We start from the raw sequence: 14,331 nt of genomic DNA, 5'->3' as shown, positions 1-14,331 counted from the left end.
TGTTTTTAAAAGGCTCAAAAAAATTTTCATACGCTTCATTTTAGAAGAATACCCCATCCATTTTGAAACATTTTCTTTAAGCTCAAAATTGTCCATTGAAGATCTGACTGCGATAATTAATAGAACGGATCAAAAAGGATTATTAAGATTTGGAAAATCCAATTATCATATTGAGGAAATAGTTGGAACTCAAATTAAGATGTATAGGAAGATAGACTATCGAAATGATTTCCAACCATTCATCATTGTAAACTTTACAATGCATGAAGAAAAATTATTCCTAAAGATAAAACTGAGAATGGAATACAATATTTTCATTGCATTGGCAGTACTTATTACTTTTTTCTTTATCCTTTTACTCAACTCGATCATATCACACAAACCACTGAAAGATAAAATTATTTTATCTTCAATGATGATCCTCATTTACGGAATTAGTTTATTGTTTTTTCGATATGAATGTAGATTGATTCAGAGAGATTTGATGAAACTCTTTCGTGGGAAACGGAGTTAAATCAATACTTTCTCAAATTACAATTCTTTCTTACCATCAATTGGGGAATCCCATACCGATACTAAAGTAAATAGGTGAATTTGTATTTTTGATTTTTAATTTTTGTAGCTGATTGGAATCCCAATCCAAACGTTCTGAATCTGGAATCAAAAAACGAATACTTCCCCTTGCATTTCCAATTTTTATCTGATAGGTAAGTTCCGCTGTTGTTCCATCCGAATCAACATTATCAGCCTGATAGATATCCTTATCCGCTAAAAGACTCGTTTTGTAAAATTTAAGGATTTCAAGTAAAACATCCTCTCGCCTTTGACCTTTCGCCTTCCATGCACAAAATTGCATAATGGATTCCCCTTTGTATTGCGGATCCGTTATCTTTCTGAGTTCGGTATATTCAACAGGATTTCCCGACCCTTTAAAAATTGGAATCAGCAATACATCTGTAGCTGGACTGGATTTCCCCCTCTCGATGACAGCACTTGCTGAAATGACCCAACAATCATTTTTATCTTTTTGAATGATTGGACGAGGATTAGGATTTGCGAAGGCAGAGATAGAAAGAAGTAAAATAGAGCTCAAAATAAATTTAGGTAATTTCATTTTATTTTCCTATAAAAAATGTTTGCTTCAAGCAATTCACACATTGTGAACGTTAGATGCATTTTGGAACATGAATTGGAATTGCAATGATAAAAACAAATTTCACGAAATCAAAATACTTGTTCATGACGCAACAAAAATCATCATTGTCCAAGATAGGCTCCTTTTGAATTCAATCTTCTTTTTCGATATACATTCGTTATATGAATCTTGCAGAATCATCGAATGTATTTAGAAAATAGATTTTATTTCGAAAGAATATCAATTTGTTCTAAATTTCTATTTTCACCTTTACATATACCATATAAACTTCTATTTCCAAGTTTAAATCGGCAAATCCAACCTTTATAGGTAGCTTCAACTTTTTGATTTGGATCAGAACTAAAAAAGTTCATTTTCCCTTTGAAATTTTGTTTTGGTTCCTCATTTTTTAAGGTTGTTGCATAAAAAACTGTTAGTTTATTTAAAAATTTTGAGTTTTTGCTAAATTTTGCAACGATCCCTAAATGATCCCAAATATACTTGATGCTGTCTTCCGTTTCATTTGTTCTATCATGTGTACCGATCTTACTCTCTAAAGTATCTAAGGTAAGCTCCTCAGGTATCTCCCATTCCGATAACATGGTTTTGTCTTCTGAGATGATGATATGTATGGTTTCTGGAGTTACGGGATAAACAGAAACATTTGAATAGAAAAGGAGGCATAACATCAACGATTGTAATTTATTTTGATTCATTAAAATTCCTGGATTTGTTTGTCTTCCTATAAGATTTTTAAATCCTCAAAGATCAAGAAAGAATATTCAAAACTATATTTAATGAGATACTGTTTTGATTGTTTATAAATTTCTTGATAGACACTACATCATTATTTAAAGTATGATTCTTTTTCATTTTATTTTAGATTCTATATATTCGATGTCGATTCTCAAGTAATAGGATTGAGTTCGTTTAACCATCTAAAATTGCAATTAGACGACGAAATCTGTAATTGGGTACAACTCTACCTTTCCCCATCAAATGCAATGGAAGCGATGTGTCATTTTCAACTCCGCCTCATCACCTAATCCCAGCACGATTTCCAACGATTTCTCCACTGGTTCTCAACTTTTTCCCAATTAAACTGTATTTCTTCCTTGACATGCAGGCAAATACCTGCATATTATTTCCAATGCCCAAAGAAGGAAAAGGAACTGATCTGGTTTTCAAAGCAATGGCCGATCCGAATCGACGGAAGGTTCTTGATTTACTCTTTTCGAAAAATGGACAAACTCTCGGCCAATTATGTGAAGAACTTGAAATGCAAAGGCAATCAGCAACCCAACACATTGAAATCTTAATCAATGCCAACCTCATAACTGTTATTTGGAAAGGGCGTGAAAAACTACATTTCATCAACCCAGTTCCGATCTACGAAGTGTATGAACGATGGGTTCGGAAATTTGAAGAGAATCGTTTAGGTTTTATGCACGATTTAAAAAAACAATTAGAAGGAGAAAATCATGGAACCACGTAACTTCGTTTATGTGACTTTTATTCTAAGCACACCAGAAAAGGTATGGAATGCCATCACCAATCCAGAGGTGACAAAAAAGTATTGGTCGGATCCACTGGCAAAAAATCCAGCACACGTCAATGTTTCAGAATGGAAGGTAGGTTCTGAATGGAAACATGTAAGAATGGACGATGCGAAAACAGTTGACCTTATGGGAAAAGTGATCGTCGTAAACCCACCTAACAAACTTGTGATCACATGGGCAAGACCGGAGGAAATCTCCGACGAATCCAAACATTCTCGTGTCACCTTCGACATTGAACCTTATGCCAATGGGCTCGTCCGTTTGGTTGTCAACCACGAAGACTTAGACCCACAGATGTACAATGGTATTTCTGCAGGATGGCCAAGTGTTCTTTCCAATCTCAAAACATATTTGGAATCGGGATTCCCACTTGCAGGTCATGTAAAAGTATCTTAATCAATTCAGAAAAAAGATCAAAGAATCAGATTCATAGCCTTATCTGCAATTGTCTATAGATGAGAGCAAAAAAGTTATGGATCTAATTTTTAGTAGCAAAGCCCTCATCCTTGGAAATCTATTTTAATGATCATTTGTATCAAATGACAATTTGATTACCGATTGTATGGAAAGAAATTTCCCATTTTCAATCTTTGAAACTTTGTTAGGTGACTTTATAGATCCATTTTTTAAACAGTCATCATGAAGCAATTTTTATACCTCATCGCTATACTGATTTTCCTATTCTCTTTAAGCAATTGCATCCAAAATATAGCCGATTGCCCAATCGATACCATGACGTTAAAAACAGAATGTGAGAGTCAAAAAAAAGAAAATCAAGAGAACCAGTCACTTTATCTTGGAATTGTTGCCATTGCCTCTAGTTCATCAGGAACCTTATCAGGCAAAGCATTAGATTTTTATCAAATTTTGGAAACCTATAGAAGGAATGGTTCTTATACGTTTTCCAATGGAACCACACGAACGTTTTTAAATGTTTCCCAATGCTCTGGATCCACATCACCACACCCAGCACTGAACCTTGCCGCACAAAAACACAATGATAATATGGTTCGGTTCAATTTCTTTTCTCATACTGGCCAAGATGGTTCCACACCAAGTAGTCGCGTGAGAGCAGAAGGTTTGAATGTCGGAGCTGGTGAAAATATTGCAGCAGGTGTAGCTTCTGCCGAAGGAACGTTTGACCAGTGGTGGAATTCCTCTGGACACCGAGAAAATATGGAAAATTGTAACTACACTCATGTAGGGATTGGTTATACGGCTCGCGAGAGTGTCAATATTAACGCGAGTTATTCGCACTACTGGACCAATGTATTTGCCACAATCCGATAGAATGAAACAGTTTGTGATGAATCATGTGTCATCCATTTTGAAACTAACGTCTTAGATTATTGACGTTAGTTTCAATTTTAGATTTTCTCTCGTCCATTACCAAGGAACTAACACGTTATCCCAAGTCGTAAAGGTACCAGTTGGTCCTTCTGGTCCAAGTTCGGCAACCCTCACCACTTCGCGTGCCCCATCTTCAAGGCTCTCAAACCCTTCGAAATTAGTCAGGGCCGATTTGGTAAAACCTGGCGATACTAAATTCACCTTGATCGATGTGTCTTTCAATTCCAACATCATGGAAAGTGTGATTCCATTCAGTGCCGTTTTTGATGCCGCATACACTGGACTATAAAAGGAACTGTAATCGGAATTAGGGTCTGCATTCAGATTGAGCGATCCTAATGTGCTTGAGACATTTACAATCCGAGCATCTTTAGATTCCCTAAGCAAAGGTAACATCGCCTGGTACACGGTAAGTACGCCAAACACATTGGTATCCCAAACAACGCGCATTTCATCAATCGATGCGATGCTTGCCCGAGTTGACGCCATGTATTCATGCATGGATAAACCCAGTTTTTGCATCCTGGTATTGGAAATACCTGCATTATTGACCAACACATCGAGTCGACCATATTCTCGTCGGATGAACTCACTCGCATCTTGAATCGACTTTCGATCCGTTACATCCAAATGGATGGCGACACATCCATTCCCAATCTCTTTTGCCGCTTTTTCCCCTCGTTTTTTATCGCGAGACCCTAAGAGCACTTTCTTTCCTTTCATTGCTAATTCTTTGGCTACCTGGAACCCTATCCCCTGGTTTGCCCCGGTAACAAGGACAATGCGCATATTCTTTGAATCCATCGTTTCACACTCCTACTCAAATCTAAACATGTTCCCGATTTCCATTTGGCCCGAGCCTACTTACGGAACCAAATAGTATCGGAACTGGTTAGTATCGTATTTGGACATTGAAAATCAAGAATTCTTTGGTCAATAAAAAAATTTGGTAAAAAGATAATTCCCTTTGATTTCAAAATCATTTTTTATGTTATAATCAGAATCGAATGGAAAAGAAAAAACGAGTCACTGTTCCGAAAAAAGCCCCACAACCACCAGTCATGGGTAGGAAACGAGACCCTTCTCTGGATGCCTTAATTTTGAATGCTACCTTAGAGATGTTAGCCGAAGAAGGCTTTGATGGAATGACGATGGATCAAATTGCGACCAAAGTGGGAACTGGAAAGGCTGCTTGTTACAGACGTTGGCCGTCCAAAGTCAAACTTGTCAAAGATGCTTTGATTTGGATGAATCGGAACCAATTAGAACTCGAAAAAATTCCCGATACAGGTTCGCTTCGCAATGATTTTTTAGCCATCCTCAAACCCCATTCGATGGAAGAGGCCAATGCAAAACTTAGAGTACTCGGAGGTCTCGGTACTTTCTGGTTAGATGAAGAAATTGAAAAAAAGGGGATTACGGAAATTTTTGGTCCCTGGACAGAAGTGAACCGAACCCTCATCCAAAGGGCCATGGAACGTGGGGAAATTTCTAAAAAGGCAAATGTCGAACTTGTTTGTAAAGTATTAAACTCCATGGCAACCTACCGAGCTCTTATCGAACGTAAACCTCCCGACAAAGCTCTGTTTATCGCACTCATTGACCAAGTGGTGATGCCTGCCTTAAAAATTCCCGGTTAAATGCATTGGGGCGCCTCGCATCGGTTAGTTGATCTTTGTCTTTTACTAACATTGACCGCGTTATCCGCTCCAATCTTTCCAATGATATTGAATTTAAAGTGGATAATAAAAATGCACCACATCTTCTGGCCGACCACCCGTTGCTTTATAAAAATCCAAAGCATAGTCGTCAGCCAAATCCGCTTGGACAAAGACCTCTTCCATCCCTTTCTCTTTGCAATAGGAATTGATCGATGCAATGAGAGATTTACCAATCCCCTTTCTTTGCAAATGCGATTGTACTGCTAAATCATAAATGTAAACGAGTGGCCTTTCTGAATAGTATTGTCGTAATAAATAGGCGGTGAGTCCAGCTACAACCTTGCCTTCCAAAACTGAAACAAAGACAAAAAAATCATCACGTTCCAAAAGGGTTTGTAAGTAATTTGATTTTGGCATTTGAAACTCTTTCATCTCAAACACATCTTCGAATACCCGAATGAGTTCGAGGAATTGTTCCAAATCAGAGGAAGTTAGTTTTTTGATTTCTACGTTTTCCATGTTTCCTTTCGATCGAATTCTTAACTCTCTTGGTACATTCCTTTCCGATTAAATTGGATTACGAGTTCCTATTAAAATTATTTTAATCGTTCCAATACTCCCTTTCGTTTGACGATGTTTTTATAATCCCATTGGATCTTTTTGGCTTTTGATAACCAAAGTTTCAGATCTTTTTTTTTGATTTGTTTCACATCTGTATAACGAACATCGGCCGCTTTGAAACTTCCTTCTGGAGTGAGACCTTCGACCCCAAAACTTTGCCCACTCCAAAAAAGGAGGCGAACACCGGACTTTAATTTACTATACCCAACAATTGGATTTCCATCCAAAAACCAAACAGGATGGGCATGCCAAATTTTGCGTTCTGATTTCGGAAGGTTTGCGCAAATCACTTCATACAAGAGATTACAAATTTCCAAATCTTCTGGTGATTGTGAATTGTGATTGGCTTTGATATCTTGTTCCATCGACTTTCCTTCCTACTGAAAGAACTACTCTTTGTTAATCATCGTTATGCGAATCGTCGGCCAACAATTCATTTTATTTACATGTTTTTTTCAAAGTAGACACGACTTTTACATCAACTGTGGGCCAAAGTTTACTCACGCCATCTGCACCTTTATGCAAATCGTTACACTCTGCATTCAATTTTCCCAAACCTTGTGCCAAACCAAGAGAGGCCACGTCCACAGTACCTGTGACTTCCACTGTATTTTCTTTCCAAACAAAATTGACTGGAACAGATGTTTTGGATTTTCCAAATTGTAGGTTGAGTTTTGCCGTACCTGTTTCTCCAACTGTCATTTCAGAAAAGTTTCCCATTAACTTTTGGTTTCCTTTCACAGATCCAAAGAAAAACTTTTTAATTTTGGCATCTCGATCGGGATTTGCAGAATTGACGGACGAACTGTCTATTTGGAATCGGATTTTCTCAGCGACACCAAACTTTGATTTGTCTTTTGTTTTTCCTACCACTCGAATGGAATCAAACTTACCTTTAACACCTGTTTTTTCTGTAAATTTGAACGCCGTCCATTCTAAACTCGTTTGGGAAGGATCATACTCAAAAACACAATTTTCTTGTGCATCAATTGACCCGAAACTACCGACCATCAATAGTGCTAAAAAAGAATAAAAAATTTTCATAGAAACCTCTGCTGAATGATGGAAAATCAAAAACAAAGTTTTGTCAAGAGGAGTCTAAAGCACGAAATAAAATTCACATGTTAAAATTATTACAATCGTTGGTGCGACATTTCCGAAACCAACTCTTCAAAGCAAAGGAGACAGAACTCCCCATACGACTTTCCAGGGGAGAATCCCTCGCACAGTCCATTTTAGACTTTTTAGCAGAATCATTGAGCATCCAATCTGTTCCAAGTCAGATCATGGAAGGGTTTCGTTCCCTTCGGAGCAAATTCCCGCATGAAGCAAAATTGGAATTTCTCGATTATTTGATCGCCGCTTCCCACCAATACCAAATCAAACTCAACTTTGTCCAAAAATCCATTTTGGATATCAGAACTTATATCACAAAGGATGCTCCCTTTTTATTCCAAATCAAAAGTAAAGATCTTGGGCTTCCTGAAATTTATGCAATCATCGGTTATCACGCATCATCATACCTCATCCGACCACTGCACAATTACGTCGGAGAAGAGGAATGGGTTTCCGAAAAAGACTTTCTCAAATTATTTGGAATCAAAACAACAAAAGATGAAGTGGATTGGATTGTTGCAGAACCAACATTTCCTTTTTCATCTCAAAAGGAAATTCACTCTACTTCTTCCGCATTAAAGAATGCCATCAAACAAATTTACCATTTGATTCGGATTGAATCAAAAGATGTTTGGATTGTTTTTATTTATGGGATAGGAATTGGAATCCTTTCCCTTGTTGTTCCCGTTGCAACCTCTTCACTTGTTAACATAGTAGCTTTTGGAGTTTTATTACAACCAGTTATCATCTTAACTTTGTTAGTTGTATTTTTTCTAGGATTTGCAGGTGCTATGCAAACCATTCAGATTTATGTAGTGGAAATTTTACAACGCCGTGTTTTGTTCGGATCGCAACGGAATTTGCCGTTCGGTTTCCAAGGATCCGCCAAGATGCCTTAGACAAACACCACAACCCAGAACTTGTGAATCGGTTTTTTGATACCATGACCATCCAAAAGTCCATACACTCCTTGTTAGTTGATGGGCTAGCCGTAATTTTGACCACTGTGATCGGATTTGTGCTCATTTCCTTTTATCACCCCATTTTCATTGTTTTCTCTCTCTTCATCTTGTTTGTAGGAGGGTATCTGGTGATCTACCAATTGGGTAGACCAGCTTCAGAAAATTATATTAAAATATCCAAAGAAAAATACAAAGTAGCAGCATGGCTCGAAGAAATTTCTCGCCATTCAGCCTTATTCCACTCAACGTTTGGTTCTCATTTTGCCATCGAAAAAGCGGATTCCCTTATCCGTGATTACTTATTTGCTCGTAAAAAATACTTTTCCGTTTATATCAAACAAATCATTGGACTTGTCGGCATACAAGCGTTAGCCAGTGCGATTGTTCTTGGTATTGGTGGGTATCTTGTCATCCATAGACAATTGACCATCGGACAGTTGGTGGCCGCAGAACTTGTCATCGCAAAGGTGCTTAGCGATATATCCAAGTTCGGAAAACAACTCGATAGTTTTTATAGTTTGATTGCGGCTGTGGATAAAATCAATTCTGTCTTCCATTTGCCTACACTAAAGGCAAAAACAGTTCCTTTCGAAATTCCGAAAGGTCCTATCCAAGTCCAACTTTCGGGAATCGATTATTCCCTTGCCAATGGACATAAAATTTTCACTCAGTTCAATTTAAAAGTGCAAGCAGGAAAAGCCATCGGTGTCTCGTCTAACACACCTTATGATGCCCATATCTTACTTGATTTGCTGAGTGGCCTTAGGGAACCAAATTCTGGAATTGTGGAATACAATCACCAAAACATCCACGAAGTGTCCAAGGAACAAATCCAAACCTACACTGTTCTTGTCAGAGGGAATGAAATTTTTGAAGGCACTATATTGGAAAACATCCGAGTTGGAAGAGAAGAAATTTCTCTCATCACAATCCGTGATCTTTTAGACAATCTTGGACTTTGGAAAACCATCCAATCCTTACCTCATGGTATTCACACACAGCTGTTAACGTTTGGCCATCCTTTTGATAATGTACAATCTGCAGTTCTTACCTTAACCCGGGCTCTTATCGGAAATCCAAAACTGATTCTCATTGATGGAATCCTTGACCAATTGCCACCACCCTTGTTAAATTCTTGTTTGAAACATTTACTCCAAAAAAATCGAGAATCAACAGTTTTCATTGTGTCCAAGTCACCAACCATCCTTGGGCAAATGGACCAAATCTTAAAGTTGGAAGATGATTCTCATTCATTAAAGGTGAATCCATAAACAACTATGAACACTAATATGTCACCAAAATGGAAACTTCGTAAAAACCTACCTTCTTACCGGTTGGTGCAAACAGCACTTCCTGCACAAAGTTTAGCCTACATCCTCACCATAATATTTTTCTTAAGTGTTCTCATTTTACTCTATGTGCCTTGGCAACAAACTACGATGGGTTTTGGACGAGTGGTTGCTTATGCACCACTTGACCGCCAACAAGTGATTGAGTCTCCTATCAGTGGACGTGTTGTCAAATGGCATGTCCACGAAGGGACACGTGTTAAAAAGGGAGATCCGATCATTGATATCTCAGACAATGATCCTAATTTTATCAACCGGATTCGTGAAGAAAAAAATGCCCTCTTACAACGATTAGAGGCTGCTAGGTCTAGAGAAGACAACATTCGTTCTAGGATATTAAGTTTACGTTCTTCCATGGGAAGTGCGGTGAATGCTGCTGACTCTCGCAGGATGATGGCAAAAGATCGAGTGCGAGCCAGCGAACAGGCAGTAGATGCTGCAAAAGCTGCCCTCAAAACTGCCAATTTGAATTTAGACCGTCAAAAACAATTATGGGAAAAAGGACTCACTTCCAAACGAACTTTGGAACTAGCGGAACTGGACCATACCAATGCTGAGACAGGCCTTGACCGAGCCAAAGCAGCCTACGATGCGGCCGTGAAAGAAGAACGTGCGTTGAATAGTGATACGGGAAAGGTGCAACAAGATGCGGAAGCATCCATCAATGATGCCAAGGCTTCCCTTGCTTCCGCTCAATCCGAAGTGGCAAGGGTCTTAGAAGACCTACCCAAATTAGAAGCGCGACTTTCGAGACAAGAAAACCAAGAAATCTTTGCGCCAAGAGATGGGATCATCATGCGAATCCTCGTGAACCCAGATACCCAACAAGTAAAGGAAGGGGATGGAGTTGCCATCTTAGTACCGGATGCTGAAGACAAAGCAGTGGAACTTTTTATCTCAGGCAATGACATACCACTCGTTGGCGAAGGACGAAAGGTTCGTTTACAATTCCAAGGTTACCCTGTTTTACAAATCAGTGGTTGGCCAGAAACTGCTGTAGGAACCTTCGGTGGGGTAGTGAAACTGGTTGACATCACAGACAATGGATCTGGAAATTTCCGTGTTCTCGTTGTCCCTGACCGAGATGACCGCCAATGGCCTTCTAGCCGTTACTTGAGACAAGGGGTTCGTGCCAAAGGTTGGATCTTTCTCAATCGTGTGAGTGTTGGTTATGAATTATGGAGAAGGTTCAATGACTTCCCACCAAATTTGCCAATGGATGATCCTGAAATGAAATCGTTGTTAGATGAGAATGGTGGAGGAGACAAAGGAAAATGAAATCGCATCTAAATTCTTTTTTATTTGCGCTTTTATGCCCATTCGGAATGTTCTTTTCATTTTTATTGGAAGCGGATCCAACAAAAGACCCTTTCGAATCCTTACATGGGCCAAACATCTATTCGCAAGATTATATCAACCAACAACCTGGAGTTCTCACTCTTTCTGAACTTTTAAAGTCAGTAGAAAAATCCTATCCCCTTGTTCTTGCAGCAGAGAAACTATTAACTGAAACTGAATACAATTATTTGGCCGCCGAAGGTGCGTTTGATTTACAATTCAAATCCATGGGAACAACAAAACCCATAGGTTACTATACAAACAATGCTGCAGATACAGTGTTTGAAAAACCAACTCCACTCGGAGGAACTTCCTTCTTTGCAGGATATCGCATAGGACGTGGGAAATTTCCAGTGTATGATGGCAAACGCGAAACCAATGATTATGGGGAGGTGAGAGCTGGTGCGATTGTTCCCCTGATGCGTAACCGTGAGATTGATAAAAACAGAGCCGACCTTCGGAAGGCAGACATTGATCGTAAACTTGCCGAGTTATCCATCCAAAAACTAAAAATTGAAGTCATCAAAGAAGCCACCAAACGGTATTGGAAATGGGTCGCGAGTGGACAGGAGTTTCTCGTCAACAAAGACCTGTTAGAGATAGCAAAAAGTAGACAACAACAAATTACCCAACGAATCAAGTTAGGTGACATTCCTAAAATGGAAGGCACAGAAAATGACCGTGCGATTTTACAAAGGGAATCCCAATTTGTTTCTGCAGAACGTGAGATGCAAAAAGCCGCAATTGATTTGTCCTTATTCCTTCGGGCGGCTGATGGGAATTTGATCCTTCCCTCTACCGATCGGTTGCCCATCGGATTTCCAAAACCCATCGACTATAAAGGTTTGGAACTCGACAAAAGCATTAAAATTGCATGGAAGTTTCGTCCCGAAATCCAAGACTACGAATTCAAACGGGAAAAGGCACGCGTAGACCAAGACATGGGATACAATTCACTCAAACCCCAAGTGGATCTCGTGGTGGCAGGATCACAAGACTTTGGACCAGGTTCTGTCACGAGGGCCAAACCAGAACTGGAAGCATCCCTTGTTCTCAATGTACCCATCCAAACGAGGCGGCCTCGTGGGATGATTGGAGCGGCAGAAGCAAGAATCGCACAACTTGACCAAGAACTCCAATTCTCAAAAGATAAAATCAAAACAGAAGTACAGGATGCCATCTCAGAAGTGATTGCTTCGGCAAAACGTGTGACTGTCACTCAAAGTGAAGTGGAACTAGCCCGTAAATTGGAGGAGATGGAACGAGAACGTTTTTCCTTAGGGGATTCGACTCTCTTATTTGTGAATATTCGGGAACAAACAAGTGCCGAAGCGGCGGTGCGTGAAATTAAGGCATTGTACGATCATCACGTAGCTGTTGCCAACTTCCAAGCATCCACTGCTACATTCTTACAAAATTCTCCCACTCCATAGTCGTAAATCTTCTGTAGAAAAAAAAACGACTTTCACATCTCAAGGAATTCCTAAACTTTTCCCTAAAGAAGGTATCTATGCACGGGGAAGAGTCACTTTTACAAGACATTGGTCTGAGTATCATTTTCGCAACAGTATTGAGTCATATTGCAAGGGTTCTCAAACAGCCGTTAATCTTAGGTTATATTATCGGTGGGGCAATGCTTGGAAAAGAAATGGGATTCGAACTTGTGACAAACGAAGCGAGTATCGAACTCATATCCGAAATTGGACTCATCCTCTTACTCTTCATCATCGGTCTTGAAATCAATCTCGCCGAACTCGCCAAGATGGGAAAGGCGATGTTCACTCTCGGTATCTTACAATTCACACTTTCTGTTGCCTTTGTTTATTCCGTGTTTCCATTTTTTGGCCTTTCGATTGGTTCGGAAAAATTTGATCTTCTTTATATCGCCGTCGCACTCTCTTTGAGTTCTACACTCATTGTTGTGAAACTCTTACAGGACAAAGTAGAGATCAACACTCTCTCAGGAAAATTGACCGTGGGAGTATTAGTATTCCAAGACATTTGGGCCATTTTGTTTATGGGGGTCCAACCAAACCTAAACAACCCTGAAATCTTAAAAATCCTCACTTCTGTTGGGATCATTGTATTACTCATCGCCTTTAGTTTCAGTGTCAGTCGTTACGTACTCGCCAAATTATACAAAGCCTGTGCGAGTAGCCCTGAGTTAATCCTTCTTACTTCGATTATGTGGTGTTTTTTGGTTTGTGGAATCGCAGGAGAAGCTGGTCTTTCCAAAGAAATGGGTGCTCTCGTTGCGGGTATGAGCATTGCGGCATTTCCTTATGGTGCGGATGTGATTTCCAAACTCATCGGAATCCGAGACTTCTTTGTCACCCTCTTCTTTGTGGCACTTGGTCTTAAAGTCCCCCTCCCAAGTTTAGAAGTCATTGGGCTTTCTGCAGCGATCATTGCACTTATGTTATTTGTTCGGATGATTACCATTGCCCCTGTCATCATCAAACTCAATAAGGGAGTTCGTAATGGATTCCTTACAGCTCTGAACCTTGCGCAAATTTCTGAATTTTCTCTTGTGATCCTTGCATTAGGTGCTGGTTTTGAACACATCACTCCTAAACTACAAGCAGTCATCTTAACTTCCACGATCATTGCTTCTGTGTTATCAACTTACATCATCATGTTCAACCATAACATTGCCGCTACCTTAGAACGTTTGTTAGCAAGAGTAGGAATCACTGACCAAACAGAGGAATCAGGATCGGCCGATCCATCTGGGCAAAGTGGTCATGGAGGGCATGGTGGAGATGGGATGGTGCGAGACATCATTGTTCTCGGTTATTTCCGAATCGCTCGTGCCTTTGTGGAATACTTGGAGGACTTATCACCATCTCTTATCAAACGGATCATCATCGCTGACTACAATCCTGCCTTTAAAGAGGAACTCACAAACAAAGGATTCCAGTGGGCCTATGCGGACTTGGCACATCCTGATTCCCTATCCCACATTGGATTACATGACGCATCCATGGTGATTTGTACCATCTCTGATTCTTTTCTCAAAGGAACAAATAACAATCGTTTGCTGTCTACTCTTAGTAAACTCGCACCCAATGCCAAAATCATTTTGACGAGCGATGAACCTGGAGAAGCAAAAAAATTAGTAGCGGATGGAGCTCAAAAAGTGATCATTCCTGGTGTGATTACAGGTGAATTTTTATACGACTACATTTCTCGAGGGATGAGAAATAATGAAAGAGAAGTGTAATCATTACAAATTAATTC

The 14,331-nt window shown here is 39.5% G+C and carries 16 protein-coding genes; 10 read left to right on the top strand and 6 right to left on the bottom strand.

Features of this window, described 5'->3' with window-relative positions:
- Window positions 1-199: 199 nt before the first annotated feature.
- A complete protein-coding gene (locus LEPBI_RS19200) occupies window positions 200-514 on the top strand; it encodes a hypothetical protein (protein WP_226992838.1) in 315 nt (104 codons plus the stop codon).
- Between the two features lie 36 nt (window positions 515-550).
- On the opposite strand, the gene LEPBI_RS01055 is transcribed toward LEPBI_RS19200, so the two are convergent.
- Together LEPBI_RS01055 and LEPBI_RS01050 are read right to left on the bottom strand one after the other, a co-directional pair.
- Window positions 551-1,114 (bottom strand): hypothetical protein, encoded by a 564-nt coding sequence (locus LEPBI_RS01055; RefSeq protein WP_012387248.1) that lies wholly within the window; start codon window positions 1,112-1,114, stop codon window positions 551-553.
- A gap of 245 nt (window positions 1,115-1,359) precedes the next feature.
- Window positions 1,360-1,851: a DUF7738 domain-containing protein gene (locus tag LEPBI_RS01050; protein WP_012387246.1), complete on the bottom strand. Its 492-nt coding sequence runs from the start codon at window positions 1,849-1,851 to the stop codon at window positions 1,360-1,362.
- A 434-nt stretch (window positions 1,852-2,285) separates the two neighbouring features.
- Between LEPBI_RS01050 and LEPBI_RS01045 the strand changes: the two genes are divergently transcribed.
- The 3 genes from LEPBI_RS01045 to LEPBI_RS01035 all read left to right on the top strand — a co-directional run bounded on the left by LEPBI_RS01045 (window position 2,286) and on the right by LEPBI_RS01035 (window position 3,984).
- On the top strand, window positions 2,286-2,630 hold the full coding sequence (locus LEPBI_RS01045; RefSeq protein WP_012387245.1) for an ArsR/SmtB family transcription factor: 345 nt from the start codon (window positions 2,286-2,288) through the stop codon (window positions 2,628-2,630).
- Window positions 2,617-3,090 carry an SRPBCC family protein gene (locus LEPBI_RS01040; protein ID WP_012387244.1) on the top strand — a complete coding sequence of 158 codons (474 nt, stop codon included), beginning with the start codon at window positions 2,617-2,619 and terminating at the stop codon, window positions 3,088-3,090. Before LEPBI_RS01045 ends, LEPBI_RS01040 begins: the two co-directional genes overlap by 14 nt.
- Before the next feature lie 243 nt (window positions 3,091-3,333).
- On the top strand, window positions 3,334-3,984 hold the full coding sequence (locus LEPBI_RS01035; protein ID WP_012387243.1) for a CAP domain-containing protein: 651 nt from the start codon (window positions 3,334-3,336) through the stop codon (window positions 3,982-3,984).
- Between the two features lie 96 nt (window positions 3,985-4,080).
- Here LEPBI_RS01035 and LEPBI_RS01030 read toward each other — a convergent pair whose 3' ends face one another.
- A complete protein-coding gene (locus LEPBI_RS01030) occupies window positions 4,081-4,848 on the bottom strand; it encodes an SDR family NAD(P)-dependent oxidoreductase (protein WP_012387242.1) in 768 nt (255 codons plus the stop codon).
- Between the two features lie 203 nt (window positions 4,849-5,051).
- Between LEPBI_RS01030 and LEPBI_RS01025 the strand changes: the two genes are divergently transcribed.
- A complete protein-coding gene (locus LEPBI_RS01025) occupies window positions 5,052-5,684 on the top strand; it encodes a TetR/AcrR family transcriptional regulator (protein WP_012387241.1) in 633 nt (210 codons plus the stop codon).
- 93 nt (window positions 5,685-5,777) lie between these two features.
- Here LEPBI_RS01025 and LEPBI_RS01020 read toward each other — a convergent pair whose 3' ends face one another.
- The 3 genes from LEPBI_RS01020 to LEPBI_RS01010 all read right to left on the bottom strand — a co-directional run bounded on the left by LEPBI_RS01020 (window position 5,778) and on the right by LEPBI_RS01010 (window position 7,370).
- Window positions 5,778-6,224 (bottom strand): GNAT family N-acetyltransferase, encoded by a 447-nt coding sequence (locus LEPBI_RS01020; RefSeq protein WP_012387240.1) that lies wholly within the window; start codon window positions 6,222-6,224, stop codon window positions 5,778-5,780.
- Window positions 6,225-6,301: 77 nt separating this feature from the next.
- Window positions 6,302-6,691, bottom strand: coding sequence for a DUF1801 domain-containing protein (locus tag LEPBI_RS01015; protein ID WP_012387239.1), 390 nt, complete (start codon window positions 6,689-6,691; stop codon window positions 6,302-6,304).
- Between the two features lie 73 nt (window positions 6,692-6,764).
- Entirely contained in the window at window positions 6,765-7,370 is a 606-nt protein-coding gene (locus LEPBI_RS01010) for a YceI family protein (RefSeq protein ID WP_012387238.1), read from the bottom strand.
- A gap of 77 nt (window positions 7,371-7,447) precedes the next feature.
- Between LEPBI_RS01010 and LEPBI_RS19195 the strand changes: the two genes are divergently transcribed.
- The 5 genes from LEPBI_RS19195 to LEPBI_RS00985 all read left to right on the top strand — a co-directional run bounded on the left by LEPBI_RS19195 (window position 7,448) and on the right by LEPBI_RS00985 (window position 14,314).
- Window positions 7,448-8,341 (top strand): 6TM ABC transporter family protein, encoded by an 894-nt coding sequence (locus tag LEPBI_RS19195; protein WP_012387237.1) that lies wholly within the window; start codon window positions 7,448-7,450, stop codon window positions 8,339-8,341.
- Window positions 8,342-8,364: 23 nt separating this feature from the next.
- Window positions 8,365-9,675, top strand: coding sequence for an ABC transporter transmembrane domain-containing protein (locus LEPBI_RS19190; RefSeq protein ID WP_012387236.1), 1,311 nt, complete (start codon window positions 8,365-8,367; stop codon window positions 9,673-9,675).
- An 18-nt stretch (window positions 9,676-9,693) separates the two neighbouring features.
- Entirely contained in the window at window positions 9,694-11,031 is a 1,338-nt protein-coding gene (locus tag LEPBI_RS00995; RefSeq protein ID WP_187148077.1) for an HlyD family secretion protein, read from the top strand.
- Window positions 11,028-12,524, top strand: coding sequence for a TolC family protein (locus LEPBI_RS00990; protein WP_012387234.1), 1,497 nt, complete (start codon window positions 11,028-11,030; stop codon window positions 12,522-12,524). Before LEPBI_RS00995 ends, LEPBI_RS00990 begins: the two co-directional genes overlap by 4 nt.
- A 77-nt stretch (window positions 12,525-12,601) precedes the next feature.
- Window positions 12,602-14,314 carry a cation:proton antiporter gene (locus LEPBI_RS00985; RefSeq protein WP_012387233.1) on the top strand — a complete coding sequence of 571 codons (1,713 nt, stop codon included), beginning with the start codon at window positions 12,602-12,604 and terminating at the stop codon, window positions 14,312-14,314.
- Window positions 14,315-14,331 lie beyond the last annotated feature (17 nt).

Origin of the sequence: Leptospira biflexa serovar Patoc strain 'Patoc 1 (Paris)' (assembly GCF_000017685.1) — a bacterium.
Lineage (GTDB): Bacteria > Spirochaetota > Leptospiria > Leptospirales > Leptospiraceae > Leptospira_A > Leptospira_A biflexa.
This window is presented reverse-complemented; position numbering and strand designations above follow the sequence as displayed.